Raw genomic sequence first — 17,236 nt, forward strand, 5'->3', positions numbered from 1 at the left:
TCCGGACGGCCGTCCGGCACAGGTGAGCAGTCCCCGTCGGCCATCACACGCGTCCCGAAGAACGCGTGGCCGCTCATGCGCACGCCGGTGGCGGGCACAGCGGCGCTGAATCGACGCGCCGCAGGTCTGCGATCTCCGGCTGTGAGTTGAACAAGCTCATCAGCCGGCCGACGTCCTCCTCGTCCAGCACCGCCACGGCTCCAGGATGGCGTGTGAGCCTGTCCGCGGCGGTGTGCAGGTCAGCGCGCCGACGTGGTGGGCTGCGGGTGGCCACGTACCGACCGCACATACCGCCACTGTGCCACCGAAAGCATCGACAGTCGCACTGTAGTAAACGCCGTCGTTTCTCCCGGGCGGTCAACGTTGAGACGAAGGGAGCGCACGGTGCCCCGGCCGGCGACGGGGGGACGCGGGCCGGGGCACCCAGGGTGCGCCCTGCGGTACGGACCGGCGGGGCGCCGCGGCGCCCTTCGATTCCGGGGGAGGGTACGAAGGAGCGACGTAGCGACCACAATGCGCCACGGTGGCCGGAAAACACAAGTCCGTCGCGAATGAGTGCCACCGGCTCGCGGGTCGGCAGTGGGGTCTCTGCCTCCGAGCGACAAAGCTGCGCCCGCCAGGTACGTAGGGTGGGGCTGTGCAGAGCCGGCTAGAGATCTTTAACGGTGCGGGTTACGACCGACGGCGCTGCTCGAACCGCGCCGGCTCGTCGACGACGAAGGGCTGATCTTCGCCCTGCGCATCGCCGGCCGGGCGCTGCGGAACCCGGCCGCCCTGCGCCGTGTGCTGCACATGCGCCGCGTCTTCCGACGCCTTCCGCGGCATGACCGCGCCCGGTCACCCGCCGAGGTTCCGGGTCGTTTACACGATCTCCAATACGTCCCGCACCGGGCGCCGAGGCGTGGCCGGCCCCCTCGGTCCGTAACCGAGCCGCAGCACCATCTGCACCTGGCCCGCACCCGACCCCGGGTCGCGGGCCAGCAGCCGCAGCGCGCGGTCCTCCAGCGCGTGCGAGGTCAGGGACGTCGCCAGGTCGACCAGGGTCGCTTCCAGCAGGACGCGCTCCAGGGCCTGCCCTGCGCGCAGCCAGTCGGCCGGTCCGTCTCCGGGAGTGCTCAGCAGGGCCAGGTGCGGGGTGTACTCGAAGCTGGTGGTTCCGCGGTCCGCGACGGGGCGGCGTCCGGCGAAGTCCCGTACGGGGGCCTTGCCGTTTCGCTTGCGCGGCCCGAACGCGTACTCGGGGACTCCGTCGACGGCCGTATCCGCCTCCGGGCCGAGCCGGGTCCAGCGGGCCAGGTCCTCGTTCGCGTCCGGCTCCAAGGTGTCCCGGCTCTCGGCGTCGCGGATCAGGTCGAGCACGGTCTCGGCGTGCCAGGGTCCGGGGAAGAGCAGTACGGCACCCTCATGCTCGGCGGCGTCCCCCAGAGTGGCCCGTACGTCCTCGGGGACGTCCTTCTCGGCGAAGGGATGGCGACTGGTGTGCCGCTGGCGGATCGCCGGGTGCAGCCGTGCCAGGTCCTGGTCCCGCGCGCCTTCGGCGTCGTCGGCCAGCTGGACGGCGGCGAGGGCCAGCGGGTCGCCGGGCTCCGGCAGCAGCCAGGTCCGGGCCACGAGGTCCGCGTGCGCGGCGGCGACGCGCAGGTTGAACAGTGCCGCCCCGCAGCCGATGTGCAGCGCCCGGTTGTCCGGATCGGAGTGGGGCATGGCCCGCTCGGGGTCGCCCCGCAACATCAGGACGCGCTCGCCGGTCAGGTAGCGGAAGCGCCACGGCTGCGCGTTGTGCATGGACGGAGCAGCGGCAGCCTCGGCCACCAGCCCCGTTACGGCCTTCTCGTCGAGCTGTCCATGTCGCGAAGCCATGACGTCCTCCTCACACGCCCGACGCGCAGCGGGTCGCATCCACGTGTACCCCGATGAGCCAGGTGTGGACATGCCGCTGCGCCGGCCCGGTGACCGGGGATGCGATCGGGCTCGAGCCATACGGGGTACGGGGCGAGCCGGGGACGTCAGGCCACCAGCTCGCCGTGTGGCGTCAGCGGCCTTGCTGCTTCAGCCGGTCCTGGGCCTGGGTGGCGATGACGGCGGCCTGGATACGCCGCTCCACGCCGAGCTTGGCCAGCAGCCGGGAGATGTGGTTCTTGACCGTCTTCTCGGCGAGGTAGAGCCGCTGGCCGATCTGGCGGTTGGTCAGTCCCTCGCCGATGAGGGCCAGGATCTCCCGCTCCCGCTCGGTCAGTCCCGGCAGGGCGTCGGGCTCGGGCTCCGGCTCCTGGCCCTGACGCAGCCGGGCCATCAGCTTGGCGGTGGCGCTGGGATCGAGCAGGGACTGGCCCTTGGCCACCGTACGGACGGCCGACACCAGGTCCGAGCCCTGGATCTGCTTCAGCACATACCCGGACGCCCCCGCCATGATCGAGTCCAGCAGCGCCTCCTCGTCGTCGAACGAGGTCAGCATCAGACAGGCCAGCTCCGGCATGCGCGAGCGCAGCTCCCGGCACACGGTCACCCCGTCGCCGTCCGGCAGCCGCACATCGAGCACCGCGACCTGGGGGCGCAGCGCGGGCACGCGGACCAGGGCCTGCTCGACATTGGCGGCCTCGCCGACCACGGTGATGTCCGGCTCGTCGTTCAGCAGGTCGTGCACCCCGCGCCGTACCACCTCGTGATCGTCCAGCAGGAAGACCCGGATCGGGTTGTCGGGTCCGGGCTGCTCGCCGTCCGCCATCGGAAACTCCTTGTTCTGCTTGCTCTGCCTGTTCGCCCGCATGGGTGGCACCGTTCCTGTCTACCCCAGATCCTGCGCGACTCCGGACCGAAGGGCCAGGGCCGGTCGGCCCTACTCGCCCCGGCATCCCGCCATCCCGAGACGCTCGCGTCGCGCACGCCTGCCGCACGAGGCACTCGCGCAGGCGGCTCCCCCGCCCCGCTGATCACGAGCTCCTCACGCCGGCGGTGACACATCCCCCTCACTCCGTACGGCCAGCAGCTCGGCCGCGGGCACGCGCAGCGCCGGGCCCTCGTCCAGCCCCAGCACGACGCCGAGTCCACCGTTCGCGTACCGCTCACTTCGTACGGCCCGGACCGCGCGTCACTCGCCCCGCGCCCGCACGCGCTGTCCGGGCCGGACCATGACGGCGGCGACCTGTCGCTCAACGGACTCAACTGCGCACCTTGCTCACCGTGATCGGCCGCTCGTTCACAGGGCCCTCAACCCGTGCCCCCGGAACTGCTCCCGCACCCGTTCCGTCAACTGCGTGTCCGGCGTCGGCGTGTCCCGCAGCGGAAACGAAATCCCCAGCCCCTCGTACTTGTGGGCGCCGAGCTTGTGGAACGGCAGGACGTCCACGCGGTCGACGTTGGACAGGCCGGCGAGGAATGCGCCAAGGCCGTCGACGGCAGCCGGGTCGTCGGTCCAGCCGGGGACCAGGACGTAGCGGATCCATACCGGGACGGCGAGTCGGTCCAGGCGGGTGGCGAAGTTGAGGGTGGGGGCGAGGTCGCCGCCGGTCAGTTTGCGGTAGGTGCGGATGTCGAAGGACTTGATGTCGAGCAGGACCAGGTCGGTGTCGGCGAGGAGTTCGTCGGTGGCGCGGGCGCCCAGGAAGCCGGAGGTGTCGAGCGCCGTGTGCAGGCCGAGTTCCTTGCAGCGGCGGAAGATCTCGGCTGTGAAGGCGGGCTGGAGCAGGGCCTCGCCGCCGGTGAGCGTTACTCCCCCGCCCGCGGTGGTGATGAAGGCGCGGTACTTCTCGATCTCGGCCATCACCTCGTCCACCGTCGTCTGCTTGCCGTCGCGCATGTGCCAGGTGTCCGGGTTCGCGCAGTACAGGCAGCGCAGCGGACAGCCGCTGACGAACAGGACGAACCGGGTCCCGGGACCGTCCACTCCCGTGGACAGGTCCCAGGAGTGGACCCGGCCCGTCACCGGCTCGACCGTGGTGCTCACAGCGATCCATGGAAGGTACGGCTGATCACGTCGAGCTGCTGCTCGCGCGTCAGGCGGACGAAGTTGACCGCGTAACCGGAGACGCGGACCGTCAACTCCGGGTACTTCTCCGGGTGTTCCATGGCGTCCTCGAGCGTCGCCCGGTCCAGGACGTTCACGTTCATGTGGAAGCCGCCGGAGGCCATGTACGCGTCGAGGATCCCGGCCAGGTGTGCGGCGCGCTCGTCCGGGTCGTGGCCCAGCCCCTCGGGCGTGATCGTGGTGGTCAGCGAGATACCGTCGCGGGCCTGCTCGTACGGGAGCTTGGCCACCGACAGCGCGGAGGCGGCCACGCCGTGCCGGTCCCGGCCGTTCATCGGGTTGGCGCCCGGTGCGAACGGGGCGCCCGCGCGCCGGCCGTCGGGGGTGTTGCCGGTGTGCTTGCCGTACACGACATTCGACGTGATGGTCAGCACCGACTGCGTGTGCTCGGCGTTCCGGTATGTCGGATGCCGGCGCACCTTCGCCATGAACGACCGCACCAGATTGGCGGCCAGCGCGTCCGCGCGGTCGTCGTTGTTGCCGTACGCCGGGTACTCGCCCTCGATCTGGTAGTCGACGGCCAGCCCGGTCGCGTCCCGGATGACCTTCACGCGCGCGTGCTTGACGGCCGAGAGGCTGTCTGCCGCCACCGACAGGCCGGCGATGCCGCACGCCATGAAGCGGTGCACGGGGTGGTCGTGCAGCGCCATCTCGATGCGCTCGTACGCGTACTTGTCGTGCATGTAGTGGATGACGTTGAGCGCGTTGACGTACGTGGCCGCCAGCCAGCCCAGCATGCCGTCGTACGCCGCCGACAGCTCCTCGTAGTCCAGGTACTCGCCGGTCAGGGCAGGCATCGCGGGGGCGATCTGCTCGCCGGTCATCTCGTCCCGGCCGCCGTTGATCGCGTACAGCAGGGCCTTGGCGAGGTTGACCCGGGCGCCGAAGAACTGCATCTGCTTGCCCACCGCCATCGCCGAGACGCAGCAGGCGATCGCGGTGTCGTCGCCGGTGCGCGGGCGCATCAGGTCGTCCGACTCGTACTGGATCGCGCTGGTGTCGATGGAGACCTGGGCGCAGAACTCCTTGAAGCCGGAGGGCAGCATCGGCGACCACAGCACGGTCAGGTTGGGCTCCGGGGCCGGGCCCAGGTTGTAGAGGGTCTGCAGGAAGCGGAAGGAGGTGCGGGTGACCAGCGGGCGGCCGTCGGTGCCGATGCCGCCGATGGACTCGGTCACCCAGGTCGGGTCACCGGAGAACAGCGCGTCGTACTCGGGAGTGCGCAGGAACCGTACGATCCGCAGCTTGATCACGAAGTCGTCGATCAGCTCCTGGGCCCGGGTCTCGTCGAGGGTTCCCTTCTCCAGGTCGCGCTGGAGGTAGACGTCCAGGAATGTGGAGGTGCGGCCCAGCGACATCGCGGCACCGTTCTGCTCCTTCACGGCAGCCAGGAAGCCGAGGTAGAGCCACTGCACGGCCTCGTGGGCAGTGGCGGCGGGGCGGGAGACGTCACAGCCGTACGAGGCCGCCATCTGGGTCAGCTCTCCCAACGCCCTTACCTGCTCCGCCAGTTCCTCGCGGTCACGGATGACGTCCGGGGTGGAGGGCTGAGCGTCCAGCCGGGCCAGCTCGGCCCGCTTGGCCCCGGCCAACCGGGCGGTTCCGTACAGCGCGACGCGTCGGTAGTCGCCGATGATCCGGCCGCGGCCGTAGGCATCCGGCAGCCCCGTGATGATTCCGGCCTTGCGGGCGGCGCGCATCTCGGGGGTGTAGGCGTCGAACACACCGTCGTTGTGGGTCTTGCGGTAGGTGCTGAAGACGCGCTTGACGAAGGGGTCGGCCTTGTAGCCGTACGCCTTCAGCCCGTTCTCGACCATCCGCAGGCCGCCGTTGGGCATGATCGCCCGCCGCAGCGGTGCGTCGGTCTGCAGGCCGACGATCAGTTCGCGGTCGCGGTCGATGAAGCCCGGCCGGTGCGAGGTGATGGTGGACGGGAGGCCCGTGTCCACGTCGAGGATGCCCCGGCGCCGCTCCTCGGGGAACAGCCGCGCGACCTTGCCCCAGACCGCGAGCGTGCGCTCGGTCGGCCCGGCCAGGAACGTCGAATCGCCTTCGTAGGGCGTGTAGTTGGCCTGGATGAAGTCGCGTACGTCGACCTGGTCCCGCCAGTGCGTACCGGCGAAGCCCCGCCATGCCTCGGTTGCCACCCGGGGTCCAGCTGTCACCGTTACCGTCATGGCCGGTCTCTCCCTCACTCCGCATGTGGAACTTCTGCCCGCAGGATCTCTGCGCTTCCGATACTCGTCGCCCGCGATGCCTGCCGGGAGGGCCTGTCGGCGTCCCCGGAGCGCGCCGTACGTCCCTGCTGTGCCGGGCCGTTGGGCCCGTCGGGCCGAGCCCGCCGCCGGTGGCACAAGACGACCGGGGCACCCCCGCCGACGAGCGGAGGTGCCCCGGTCCGACGAGCCCGCGGCCCTCAGAGGAGCCAGCGGTTGCGGCTGACGAAGGGCAGCCGCGCCCAGGCCCTGCCCAAGCCCCAGGTGGCGCCGGCGCCCGCTGCCGCGAGGGCGATGAGGACGATCGCGTAGATGAGGTGGTAGTCGACGAACGGGTTGGTCGACATGCTCACCGAACCGTCGGACAGGTGCTTGGCCGGCGGCCACTCCGCGATCCACATCAGCGCCATCATCGCGGTGCCCGCGACGGCCGCGAGCCGCAGCCCGATGCCCGCGATCAGGGCGAGGCCGATGCCGAGCAGGCCGAGCATGAACAGCCAGTTCGCCCAGGCCGCCCCGGCCCAGTCATGGAACGTGGACTCCATCGGGCCGACGGAGACGCCGCCGAGAAAGCCCATGGTCGGCGAGCCGCCGTCGATCCAGCCCTTGCCGGACGGGGTGGCGTAGCCGAAGCCGAACGTCTTGTCGAGGAAGGCCCACAGGAAGACGAACCCAGTCAACAGGCGGAGCCCGGCGAACACGTACGCACGGGTCGCCGTCGCGGCGGCGGTCGTCTCGCCGGCAGAGGCGTGAGCCGCCCCGGTCCCGCGCATGGACGGGAAGCGGAATCCCAGATGCCGTTGGGGGTTGGCAACTGTTCACCGAGGAGTGCACACAAGGCCGCTTTAACTCGATCGTGTGATGGTCAGCTCGCAGGCTTGCAGAGCCCTGGGCCGGTCGGGTTAGCGTTGCCGTGCGATCTGGGACGCCGGGTACGGCGCCAGCGTGCGGGGCCCCCGCTCCACCGGAGAGATGGTTCGGGGCCTCCCCGTCGCCACTGGCCGTACCCACCTGGCCAGGTCGCACAGGGAACCGGCCTCCCGGGATCGGACCACGCACAGGATGCGTGTCGCCGCCCCGGGGCTGAGTACGCCGGGGACCAGTGCGCCCAAGACCGTTCGGGGCGTGCGGCTGAGTCGGGCTCGCTCCCACTCAGTCCCCAGGAACGGTGGTCGTGCACTGCCATGATGCTCATCCCTTTCGAGGGGTGCGACGCGCCGGATGTGGGCGGCTCTCGTTCTCCCGGGCTCTCGTTGCGTCTGTTGTGCTTTCAATGTGCCGCGTCGTCGATGCCCGTCGGAGAGGCCGCAAGGCCCGGACGGGTGGGCCGAGAGGCCCCCGGTCCGGGCCCTGTCGGCATCGGTCAGCCGTCCCACGACCAGTCGGCGACCTCCGGCAGGTCGGTGCCGTGCTCGCGGATCCAGTCGTGGTGGCGTTGGCGCGCGTCCTGCATCCGCTGGCGTACGGCGGCGGTGCGTACCGCGAGGCCGGGCACGCGGTCGATGACGTCCATGACCAGGCGGTAGCGGTCCATGTCGTTGCGGACCACCATGTCGAACGGCGTGGTCGTGGTGCCGATCTCCTTGTAACCGCGCACGTGCAGGTTCTTGTGGCCGGTACGGCGGTAGGCCAGGCGGTGGATCAGCCACGGGTAGCCGTGGTAGGCGAAGATCACCGGCTTGTCCGGCGTGAAGAGCCCGTCGTACTCGAAGTCGGTCATGCCGTGCGGGTGCTCCTCGCTCGGCAGCAGCCGGGCGATGTCGACGACATTGACGACCCGTACCGACAGCTCGGGCAGGTGCCGACGTAGCAACTGGGCTGCGGCCAGCACCTCCTGGGTGGGCACGTCGCCCGCGCAGGCCAGTACCGCGTCCGGCTCACGGGTGCCGTTCTCCGTGCCGGCCCACTCCCAGACCCCGGCGCCCCGCGCGCAGTGCGCGACGGCCTGGTCCATCGACAGCCAGTCGTAGCAGGGCTGCTTGCCGGCCACGATCACGTTGACGTAGTCGCGGCTGCGCAGCGCGTGGTCCGCCACGGACAGCAGCGTGTTGGCGTCCGGCGGCAGATAGACCCGTACGGCCTCGGGACTCTTGTTCATGATGTGGTCGACGAAACCGGGATCCTGGTGCGAGAAGCCGTTGTGGTCCTGGCGCCAGACATGCGAGGTCAGCAGGTAGTTGAGGGAGGCGATGGGGGCGCGCCAGGGCAGGCGGCGGGTCACGCGCAGCCATTTGATGTGCTGGTTGACCATCGAGTCGACGATGTGCACGAACGCCTCGTAGCAGGAGAACAGCCCGTGCCGGCCGGTCAGGAGGTAGCCCTCCAGCCAGCCCTGGCAGGTGTGTTCGGAGAGGATCTCCATCACCCGGCCGTGCCGGTCGAGGTGTTCGTCCACGTCCAGGGTGCCGGCCTGCCAAGCCTTGCCGCTGGCGGCGTAGACGGCCTGGAGGCGGTTGGAGGCGGTCTCGTCGGGGCCGACGAGGCGGAAGTCGCGCCGGTCGGCGGTGTTCCGCATGACGTCTTCCAGCAACTCGCCGAGGACGCGGGTGGGCTCGTGCAGGGTCGCGCCGGGTTTGTCGACGGGGACGGCGTAGCGCTCCAGCGGGGGCAGGGGCAGTTCGCGCAGCAGCAGTCCGCCGTTGGCGTGCGGCGTGACGCCCAGACGGCGGGCGCCGTCCGGGACGCAGGCCAGGACGTCGGGTACGGGGCTGCCCTGCTCGTCGAACAGCTCCTCGGGGCGGTACGAACGCAGCCACGCCTCCAGCTGCCGCAGGTGTTCCGGGTTGTCGCGGACGGCGGACAGCGGGACCTGGTGGGAGCGCCATGTGCCTTCCACCGGCAGTCCGTCGACCTGAGCCGGGCCGGTCCAGCCCTTGGGGGTGCGCAGCACGATCACCGGCCAGCGGGGGCGCTCGGTCGCGCCGCCCTCGCGTGCGGCGTGCTGGAATCCGGCGATGCGGTCCAGCGCGGTGTCCATGGCCTGCGCCATCGCCTGGTGGACGGCGGCCGGGTCGTCGCCGGTGACGTGGAGAGGGTCGTGGCCGTAACCGCGAAGCAGCTCGTCGAGCTCCGACTCCGGGAGCCGGGCGAGCACCGTCGGATTGGCGATCTTGTAGCCGTTGAGATGGAGGATCGGCAGGACGGCCCCGTCATGCACGGGGTCGAGGAACTTGTTGGAGTGCCAGGACGCGGCCAGCGGGCCGGTCTCCGCCTCGCCGTCGCCGACCACGCAGGCGACCAGCAGGTCCGGGTTGTCCAGGGCGGCCCCGTAGGCGTGCGAGAGGGAGTAGCCGAGTTCGCCGCCCTCATGGATGGAGCCGGGCGTCTCGGGCGCGACGTGGCTCGGCACACCGCCGGGGAACGAGAACTGCTTGAACAGCCGCGCCATCCCGGCGGCGTCCCGCGTGACGTCGGGATAGGTCTGGGTGTACGAGCCCTCCAGCCAGGAACCCGCGACCACCGCGGGGCCGCCGTGACCGGGGCCCCAGATGCACAGTGCGTCCAGGTCACGGGCCCGGATGACACGGTTGAGGTGGGTGTACACGAGGTTCAGCCCGGGCGATGTGCCCCAGTGACCGAGGAGGCGCGGCTTGACGTGCTCGGCGCGCAGCGGCTCGGTCAGCAGGGGGTTCGCCATGAGGTAGATCTGGCCGACGGACAGGTAGTTCGCGGCGCGCCAGTGGGCGTCCAGCATCCTCAGCTCGTCGTCGATGAGTGGCGTCGGCGCCTGCTGGGTGTCGACGGACATCATGGGGTCCCTTCCGGATCGGGTTCGGTCGGAGGTGCATGCGGGTCCGTACGTACGTCCCCACCCTCCCCCGTTCCGCCGAGTACCCGACAGGGCCGACCGGCCCATCCCGGTCGTGGGGAGGAACCGCTCACAACACGCGAGACGTTCAGGCGGTGCGGCCCACTCCATACAGGGTGCGTCCACCGACGAGCTCACGCCCGGTGACCAGCTCGGGCTCGATACGGACGAAGAGCTCCCGCTGCGCGGGCACCCAGGAGTCCGGGCCGGTGCGGGCCAGGCGTTCGTGCTCGCCGGGATCGGTCACGAGCGTTGCCGTGCCCGTGACCACGACGCTCCAGCCGGAGTGCCGGTCCGCGTCGACGTCGTCGGTCTCGAAGGCGACCACCGCGCCGTCGATCGCGCGGACCAGTTCCGAGACCGCGGAGGTACGCAGCAGGACCGTGCCGTCGCCGTCCAGGCCGAAGTTCACCGGCAGCACAGCGGGCAGGGCCCGGCGTGTGTAGACGATGCGGCCGACGGGCACCGTGGCCATCAGCCGCAGGCACTCCTGCCGCTCGAGTTCGCGGAATCCGTCATTGGGGTTCATCGGTCGGCCCGTCCTTCGCCTGGTGCAGCGGTGCTGCGTTCTTCCACCCACCCTGAGCCGGATGAGGCCGGAGGAGTGAGGGGCCATGGGTCCCGGCCCGGCTGGAGAACGACCCGTTGTCCCTTCTGCACTGCGCCGCCCCTCGCGGCCCGGCCGGAGGTACTGGCCGCAGGCCGCGCCCCGATCTGGTGCTGGACCCGCGCTCCACGTGAGGCCCTGGCCCGTTGCTGGACCCGCGCTCCACGTGAGGCCCTGGCCCGTTGCTGGACCCGCGCTCCACGTGAGGCCCTGGCCCGTACGCCCGAGGCCGTCATCCGCAGGCTGAAACCCCGAGGGGACCGGACGCGGTACCGGGCAGCCCAGCCATAGGGCCGAGTGGCCCATCGCCCGCCGCATGGCACAGGAGCACTCTGGAAGTGGCAGGTTCCGTACCCCCTTGACTGGAGGCATGTCATGAACGCTCCCGCCACGGCCGGCATGCTGCAGGCGCTGCCCACCGAGCACCGGCAGCGGCTGATGCGCTTTGCACGGGAGGTGTCGTTCCCCGAGGGCACGCGCCTCTTCGAGGAAGGGGGCCGCGCCGACCAGTTCTGGATCATCCGTACCGGCAGCGTCGACCTCGACATGCACGTGCCCGGCCGCCGCGCGGCCGTCATCGAGACCCTCCGGCACAACGAGCTCATCGGCTGGTCCTGGCTGTTCGCCCCGCACGCCTGGCACCTGGGCGCGACGGCGAACAGCCCGGTGCGCGCCTACGAGTTCGACGCCACCGCGATCCGCTCGATGTGCAAGGACGACCCCGCGTTCGGCCATGCCGTCACCCAGTGGGTGGGCGACGTCCTCGCCCACCGCCTGCGCTCGGCCCGCATCCGGCTGCTCGACCTGTACGCCCCGTACGGCAGCGGGAGCCTCCTGTGACCGCGCCGACGCATCGGAGCGACAGCGACCACACGCAAGGAGAGATCATGTACGGCTCCCCGCACATCGTCAGCGACGTGATGACCGACACCGTGGCCGCCATCGGCCGTGGCGCCTCCTTCAAGGAGATCGTGCGGATGATGCAGGACTGGAAGGTGAGCGCCCTGCCCGTCCTGGAGGGCGAGGGCCGGGTGGTCGGGGTCGTCTCCGAGGCCGACCTGCTGCACAAGGAGGAGTTCCGCGACAGCGACCCCGACCGGGCCACCCAGCTGAAACGCCTGTCCGACCTCGCGAAGGCCGGCGCGGTGACCGCCGGGGAGCTGATGACCTCTCCGGCCCTCACCGTCCACGCGGACGAGACGCTCGCCCAGGCCGCGCGGACCATGGCGCACGCGAAGGTCAAACGGCTCCCGGTCGTCGACGAGTTGGGCATGCTGCAGGGCATCGTCAGTCGCGCCGACCTGCTGAAGGTGTTCCTGCGCGAAGACGATGACATCGCGGAGGAGGTACGCCGGGAAGTGGTGTCGTACCTCTTCCCCGCGCCGACGTCATCCGCACGCGTGGCGGTACGGGACGGGGTCGTGACGCTGAGCGGACGCATCAAGGACACGTCCCTGGTCCCCGTGGCAGCACGGCTGATCCGAGCCGTGGAGGGAGTCGTGGACGTGCAGTTCGACGTCTCCGGGCAGGCCCGTTCCTCGGAGCCGACCGGCGCCCCGTCGAGTCGCGGCTCGAGTCACCGGGAGAACGCCTCCCCCTCCTGACCCGCAGAGCGGACGGAACCCTCTTCCCCGCACCGGGGCACCAGTGACGACGTCGATTACGTTGAGGTCATTGACGTAGGTCACCGGGCACTGGAGGCGGCATGACCGGCAAGAAGGCGGCGAAGGTGCCGCGCGCGGCATACGAACAGGAACTGCTCCGCCTGCAGACCGAGTTGGTGAAAGTGCAGGAGTGGGTGCGCGCCGAGGGCGCCCGGCTGGTCGTCGTCTTCGAGGGCCGGGACGCGGCGGGCAAGGGCGGCACCATCAAGCGGGTCGCCGAACACCTCAACCCACGCGTCGCGCGCATCGCGGCGCTGCCGACGCCGACCGAACGCCAGCGCACCCAGTGGTACTTCCAGCGGTACGTCGAGCATCTGCCGGCCGCCGGGGAGATCGTGCTGTTCGACCGGTCCTGGTACAACCGCGCCGGAGTCGAGCACGTGATGGGCTTCTGCACCAAGGAGGAGTACCAGCTGTTCCTGCGCCAGTGCCCGATCTTCGAGCGGATGCTGGTGGAGGACGGGATCCTGCTGCGCAAGTACTGGTTCTCGGTGAGCGACACCGAGCAGCAGGAGCGCTTCCGGCGCCGGCTGGAGGATCCGCTGCGGCGCTGGAAGCTGTCGCCGATGGATCTGGAGTCGATCACCCGCTGGGAGGCGTACTCCCGGGCCAAGGACGAGATGATGGTGCACACCGACATCTCCGAGGCGCCCTGGCACGTCGTGGAGAGTGACGACAAGCGCCGGGCCCGGCTGAACATGATCGCCCACCTGCTCGAGTCCGTGCCGTACCACGAGGTGCCGCCGCCGGTCCTCGAGCTGCCGGAGCGGCCTGCGTCGACGGGCTACGAGCGCCCGCCGCGCGATCTGCAGACCTATGTCCCCGATCACGCGGCGAGCCTGTGACGCACAGACTCATTCCTGCCGCGGCACGATGAGCGCCTTCACCACCCGCTGGGCCGCCACGTCCTCCAGCGCGGCCTGCGCTTCGGCGAGGTCGTACTCCCTGGTGATGAGGTCGGTCCAGGGAAAGATCTGCCCGTAACGTGCCATGACCTGGACCGCCCGGTAGACGTGCCCCACATCGCTGCCCCAGCAGCCGCGGATGTCCAAGTGCTTCTGGTTCAGGTCGAGATGCGGGTTGAAGGTGGCCTCACCGGTGTCGGTGTACTGGCCTACGATCACGTATCGCCCGGCGTCCCTGGTGAGCCGCATGCCCTCGGGCACCGCCGAGGGCACGCCGGTCGCCTCGATCGTGACGTCCGCGCCACGTCCTCCGGTCGCTGCCCGGACGGCCGCGATCCGCTCGTCGGGCGTGGTGGTGCCGATGTCTATGACGGTGTCGGCGCCGAAACGGGTCGCCGCGGCCAGTCGGGATTCCGGCCCGCCGATGACGATCACCCGGCCGGCGCCGCGCAGTTGGGCGAGGACGGCGGCGCACAGGCCGACCGGTCCTGAGCCCTGGACCACGACCGTGTCGCCGAAGGCGATCTCGCCGAGCGTCACGGCGTGCAGCGCGGTGGGCATGCCGCAGCCTCCGGAGAGGAACGCGCGCCAGTCCAGTTCGTCCGGCAGCGGGATCACGTGGACGCCCGGTTTCAGGTGGATGTACTCCCCCCAGCCGCCCAGCAGTCCGTCGTCGGCCGAGAGGGTGACCCCGTAGACCTTCCGCTCCGGGCAGCGCGTGGTCGCATGGCCGACGGTGCAGTACCAGCAGCGCCCGCAGGTCCCGTACACGTCGAGGAACGTCACGGTCTGCCCGACCCGCAGCGGAGCTCCGTTCACATCCCGAGGCACCTCGCCCGGTCCCAGCGCGCTGATCCGCCCCACACTGACGTGGCCGGGAATGATCGGGTACGGCACACCCGCGAGCTGTCCCTTCCACAAATGCGCGTCCGTACCGCACACCTCGCTTCCCAGGGTCCGCAGCAGGATCGCGCCCGGCTCCAGTTCGGGCCGGGCGAACGAGCGGACTTCGAGCGGTGCACCGGGTTCGGGCATGACGACGGCGGAGATCACGAGGGCTCCTGTTCAGTGAGGGCCCGCTGCCCCGGGATGGGCACACGGACGGGTACGGGGGCTTGAGCGCCCTTGGTGAGGTCCGGTGCGGTACCGCGCCCTGAGGGGCCGCAGGCCCCCAGGGGCGCGGGGAACTGCGCGACCAGCCACAACGGACCCGCAGGTGACACACCGGCCTTCAGCGGAGCGCCAAGCGCACGGTATGCGTCCTACCGTCGGCTGCGCACCAGCAGGTGCAAGAAGTACGGCGTACCGATCACCGCCGTCATCAGGCCGGCGCCAAGCTGGGCCGGCGCGATCACCGTACGGCCCAGCAGGTCCGCCGTACACACAAGCGTCGCGCCGAGCAGCACCGCGACCGGCACCACCCGGGCGTGCTGTCGGCCCACCAGGGCCCTGGCCGCGTGCGGTGCCACCAGTCCCACGAAGCCGATCGTCCCCGCGGCGGCTACGGCGGTGGCGCTGAGCAGAACGGCCAGCGTCAGGAAGCCGAGGCGTCCCCGGCTCAGGCCGAGCCCCAGAAGCCTCGGGGTGTCCTCGTCGAGCGACACGAGGTCGAGCTCGGTGCGCCGCAGGGATGCTACGAGGAGGCCCACGGCGAGTACGGCCGCGAGGGGCGCCACATCGGGCAGGGTCCGCCCGTAGGTGGAGCCCGACAGCCAGGTGAGCGCCATCGTCGCGTTGAACGGGTCGGTGAGGATGATGAGGAGGCTGATCAGGGCGGACGTCCCGGTGGCGACGCCGAAGCCGACGAGGACGAGCCGGTTCTGCTGGAACCCTCCCCGCGCGGAGAGCCCGAACACGAGGACGGAACTGATCGCGGCCCCCGCGAACGCCGCACCGGCCACGCTCCACGAGCCGACGGAGGACACCGTCGTGACCAGGAGCACGGCGCCGAGCGCGGCCCCGCCGGAGACGCCGAGGATGCCGGGGTCCGCGAGCGGGTTTCGGGTCACGGCCTGGACGAGCGTCCCGGCCAGGGCGAGGGCCGCGCCCGCGAGGAGGGCCGAGAGGACGCGGGGCACCCGGGTGTCGAGTACGAAGCTGATGGTCCGGCCGGCTCGGCCCTGTGCCCAGTTCGCCACGTCGCCCAGCAGCAGCTTGCTGTCGCCGAGCAGCACGGCGGCGATCGTCACGCCGACGAGCACGGCCACCAGTACGGCCGTGGTGGTGAGGAAGACGGCCCGGCTCCTGATGCCCAGCCGGTCCTGTGCGGCTGCTCCGGCGGTGTCCCGGACCCGCGTGGCCATCACGATCAGGAAGACGGCACCGACGAGGCTGGTGACGACGCCCGTCGGCACGGCGACGGCGACGTCCGCGGGCACGATGGCGCGCAGCAGTACGTCCGAGCCGAGGACGAGCGCCGCACCGGCGAGACCCACGACCGGGAGACTGGTACGCGTTCGGGAGAGCGCGCGGATCCTGCGGGTGAGGGGGCGGACGAAGGCGGGCGCGCACAGGCCCACGAAGCCGATCGGCCCGGCGAGGGTGACGGCCGCCGCGGAGAGCAGCGCCGCGAGGACGACCCCCGTGACCCGGGTGGCCCGGACCGGGACGCCGAGGCCGCGGGCGGCGTCGTCGCCGAGAGCCAGGGCGTCGACCCGCCGGGCGAGCAGCAGGAGCCCGACGAGACCTGCGAGACCGATCGGCGCCATCTGCAGCACGCCGTCGAACCCGTTCTGCGAGATGCTGCCCTGATTCCACTGGTAGATGCCCTGTGTCTCCTGGGGGAACAGCAGGAGCAGCCCCTCGGTGAGGGCGGTGAGGCCGAGGGCGAGGGCGCTGCCGGCCAGTACGAGCCGGACGGTGCCCGCGCCCAGTTCCACTCGGTCGCGACGACCTTCTTGGCAGGTCCGTCGAGCTCGACCTTCTCGCCGGAGGCGTCGGTGAGGGTGATGCGCTCCGCGGACGGCTTCGCGTCGGCCTCGTCGGCGGCGGGCTCGGTGGTCCCGCAGGCGGTCAGGGTGAGCGCCGCGGCGGTGGCGGCCGCCGCGGTCAGGAGGAGGCGTCTCATGAGGTGGTGTGGAGCCTTTCGCTTCGCGAGTGGTGGCGGCCGATAGCGCGGGTGCGCAACAGGCCCGTCAAGGGGTCGATGCCGACCTCGATGCGGATGCCGTACGTAGCGGTCAGCCGCTCGGCGGTCAGTACGTCGTCGGGGAGGCCGTCCGCGATGATCCGCCCCGCGTCGAGGAGCACGATCCGGTCGGCGAGGGCCGCGGCCTGGTCGAGGTCGTGCAGGACGGCGCCCACGGCTATCCCGTGGTCGTCCGCCAAGTCGCGTATGAGGTCGAGGAGTTCGACCTGGTAGCGCAGGTCGAGGTAGGTCGTCGGCTCGTCGAGGAGCAGTACGCCCGTCTCCTGGGCCAGGCAGCCGGCGAGCCAGACGCGCTGGAGCTGCCCTCCGGAGAGGTGCTCGGCGCCGCGCTCGGCGAGCTCCGCGACGCCCGTCATGGCCAGCGCGCGGTCCACCGCGGCGCGGCCGTGCGGGTCCGCCCTGCCCCAGCGGCCCCGGTACGGGTAGCGGCCGAACTCGACGACGTCCCGCACGGTCAGCCCGCTGGGCGTGGGACGCCCCTGCGTCAGAAGGGCGAGCCGGCGCGAGAACTCACGAGGGGTCAGTGCGAGGCCGTCGGTGCCGTCGATAACGAGCGTGGCGGTCCTGGGCCGCTGAAGCCGCGCGAGGGTACGCAGAAGTGTCGACTTCCCACTGCCGTTCGGGCCGACCAGCACGGTCACTTCGCCGGCCCGCAGGGTCAGCGACGCCTCGTGTACGACATCGACGCCGTCGTACGCCACGGTGACATCCGTGGCCGACAGTTCATGACCGCGGGGACGCGCGGCCGCGGAGTTCTCTTCGCCTGCTTGCACGCAACGAAGGTTAGCCTAACCTAACAAGAGCCTGTGAGAGCGGGAGCGGCCAAGCGCAAGGTGAAGGTCGACCAAAAGGGAAGCGCCGTGC

The 17,236-nt window shown here is 70.9% G+C and carries 14 protein-coding genes and 1 pseudogene; 3 read left to right on the forward strand and 12 right to left on the reverse strand.

Annotation, left to right across the window (positions count from 1 at the left end):
• Positions 1-73: 73 nt before the first annotated feature.
• From ACGFNK_RS35105 to ACGFNK_RS35140, 8 genes are all read right to left on the reverse strand, one after another.
• The gene (locus tag ACGFNK_RS35105; RefSeq protein WP_393422488.1) at positions 74-196 is read right to left on the reverse strand and encodes a hypothetical protein; all 123 of its coding nucleotides are present in this window, start codon (positions 194-196) and stop codon (positions 74-76) included.
• Between the two features lie 665 nt (positions 197-861).
• Positions 862-1,860: an Acg family FMN-binding oxidoreductase gene (locus ACGFNK_RS35110; protein ID WP_393422490.1), complete on the reverse strand. Its 999-nt coding sequence runs from the start codon at positions 1,858-1,860 to the stop codon at positions 862-864.
• 172 nt (positions 1,861-2,032) lie between these two features.
• Positions 2,033-2,725, reverse strand: coding sequence for a response regulator transcription factor (locus ACGFNK_RS35115; protein ID WP_344393890.1), 693 nt, complete (start codon positions 2,723-2,725; stop codon positions 2,033-2,035).
• A 471-nt stretch (positions 2,726-3,196) separates the two neighbouring features.
• Positions 3,197-3,943 (reverse strand): pyruvate formate-lyase-activating protein, encoded by a 747-nt coding sequence (gene pflA / locus ACGFNK_RS35120; RefSeq protein ID WP_393422492.1) that lies wholly within the window; start codon positions 3,941-3,943, stop codon positions 3,197-3,199.
• Entirely contained in the window at positions 3,940-6,201 is a 2,262-nt protein-coding gene (gene pflB, locus ACGFNK_RS35125) for a formate C-acetyltransferase (protein WP_393422494.1), read from the reverse strand. The genes pflA and pflB overlap by 4 nt, the downstream gene beginning before the upstream one ends.
• Positions 6,202-6,440: 239 nt before the next feature.
• Entirely contained in the window at positions 6,441-7,013 is a 573-nt protein-coding gene (locus tag ACGFNK_RS35130) for a hypothetical protein (RefSeq protein ID WP_393422496.1), read from the reverse strand.
• A 590-nt stretch (positions 7,014-7,603) separates the two neighbouring features.
• Positions 7,604-9,988, reverse strand: a complete 2,385-nt coding sequence (locus tag ACGFNK_RS35135) for a phosphoketolase (RefSeq protein WP_393422498.1) — start codon at positions 9,986-9,988, stop codon at positions 7,604-7,606.
• 148 nt (positions 9,989-10,136) lie between these two features.
• A complete protein-coding gene (locus ACGFNK_RS35140; protein ID WP_393422500.1) occupies positions 10,137-10,577 on the reverse strand; it encodes a pyridoxamine 5'-phosphate oxidase family protein in 441 nt (146 codons plus the stop codon).
• A gap of 453 nt (positions 10,578-11,030) precedes the next feature.
• Here ACGFNK_RS35140 and ACGFNK_RS35145 point away from each other — a divergent pair, with 453 nt between their 5' ends.
• The 3 genes from ACGFNK_RS35145 (at position 11,031) to ppk2 (ending at position 13,164) form a co-directional block, all read left to right on the forward strand.
• Entirely contained in the window at positions 11,031-11,495 is a 465-nt protein-coding gene (locus ACGFNK_RS35145) for a Crp/Fnr family transcriptional regulator (RefSeq protein ID WP_393422502.1), read from the forward strand.
• A gap of 47 nt (positions 11,496-11,542) precedes the next feature.
• Positions 11,543-12,259 (forward strand): CBS domain-containing protein, encoded by a 717-nt coding sequence (locus ACGFNK_RS35150; RefSeq protein ID WP_393422504.1) that lies wholly within the window; start codon positions 11,543-11,545, stop codon positions 12,257-12,259.
• A gap of 101 nt (positions 12,260-12,360) precedes the next feature.
• A complete protein-coding gene (gene ppk2 / locus ACGFNK_RS35155; protein WP_393422506.1) occupies positions 12,361-13,164 on the forward strand; it encodes a polyphosphate kinase 2 in 804 nt (267 codons plus the stop codon).
• A 9-nt stretch (positions 13,165-13,173) separates the two neighbouring features.
• On the opposite strand, the gene ACGFNK_RS35160 is transcribed toward ppk2, so the two are convergent.
• The 4 genes and pseudogenes from ACGFNK_RS35160 to ACGFNK_RS35175 all read right to left on the reverse strand — a co-directional run bounded on the left by ACGFNK_RS35160 (position 13,174) and on the right by ACGFNK_RS35175 (position 17,145).
• Positions 13,174-14,277, reverse strand: coding sequence for a zinc-binding dehydrogenase (locus ACGFNK_RS35160; RefSeq protein WP_393422508.1), 1,104 nt, complete (start codon positions 14,275-14,277; stop codon positions 13,174-13,176).
• Between the two features lie 209 nt (positions 14,278-14,486).
• The gene (locus tag ACGFNK_RS35165) at positions 14,487-16,103 is read right to left on the reverse strand and encodes an iron ABC transporter permease (protein WP_393422510.1); all 1,617 of its coding nucleotides are present in this window, start codon (positions 16,101-16,103) and stop codon (positions 14,487-14,489) included.
• Positions 16,097-16,291 (reverse strand): annotated as a pseudogene (locus tag ACGFNK_RS35170) (iron-siderophore ABC transporter substrate-binding protein); the annotation flags it as partial. The gene ACGFNK_RS35165 and the pseudogene ACGFNK_RS35170, both read right to left, overlap by 7 nt.
• Entirely contained in the window at positions 16,288-17,145 is an 858-nt protein-coding gene (locus tag ACGFNK_RS35175; protein WP_393422512.1) for an ABC transporter ATP-binding protein, read from the reverse strand. The gene ACGFNK_RS35175 and the pseudogene ACGFNK_RS35170, both read right to left, overlap by 4 nt.
• Positions 17,146-17,236 lie beyond the last annotated feature (91 nt).

Origin of the sequence: Streptomyces sp. NPDC048825 (assembly GCF_043198355.1) — a bacterium.
Lineage (GTDB): Bacteria > Actinomycetota > Actinomycetes > Streptomycetales > Streptomycetaceae > Streptomyces > Streptomyces xiangluensis.

Coding starts and splice junctions, on each gene's coding strand:
- ACGFNK_RS35110 (WP_393422490.1), bottom strand. CDS start 1,860: ATGGCTTCGCGACATGGACAGCTCGACGAGAAGGCCGTAACGGGGCTG.
- ACGFNK_RS35115 (WP_344393890.1), bottom strand. CDS start 2,725: ATGGCGGACGGCGAGCAGCCCGGACCCGACAACCCGATCCGGGTCTTC.
- ACGFNK_RS35145 (WP_393422502.1), top strand. CDS start 11,031: ATGAACGCTCCCGCCACGGCCGGCATGCTGCAGGCGCTGCCCACCGAG.
- ACGFNK_RS35150 (WP_393422504.1), top strand. CDS start 11,543: ATGTACGGCTCCCCGCACATCGTCAGCGACGTGATGACCGACACCGTG.
- ACGFNK_RS35130 (WP_393422496.1), bottom strand. CDS start 7,013: ATGCGCGGGACCGGGGCGGCTCACGCCTCTGCCGGCGAGACGACCGCC.
- ACGFNK_RS35140 (WP_393422500.1), bottom strand. CDS start 10,577: ATGAACCCCAATGACGGATTCCGCGAACTCGAGCGGCAGGAGTGCCTG.
- pflB (WP_393422494.1), bottom strand. CDS start 6,201: ATGACGGTAACGGTGACAGCTGGACCCCGGGTGGCAACCGAGGCATGG.
- ppk2 (WP_393422506.1), top strand. CDS start 12,361: ATGACCGGCAAGAAGGCGGCGAAGGTGCCGCGCGCGGCATACGAACAG.
- ACGFNK_RS35135 (WP_393422498.1), bottom strand. CDS start 9,988: ATGTCCGTCGACACCCAGCAGGCGCCGACGCCACTCATCGACGACGAG.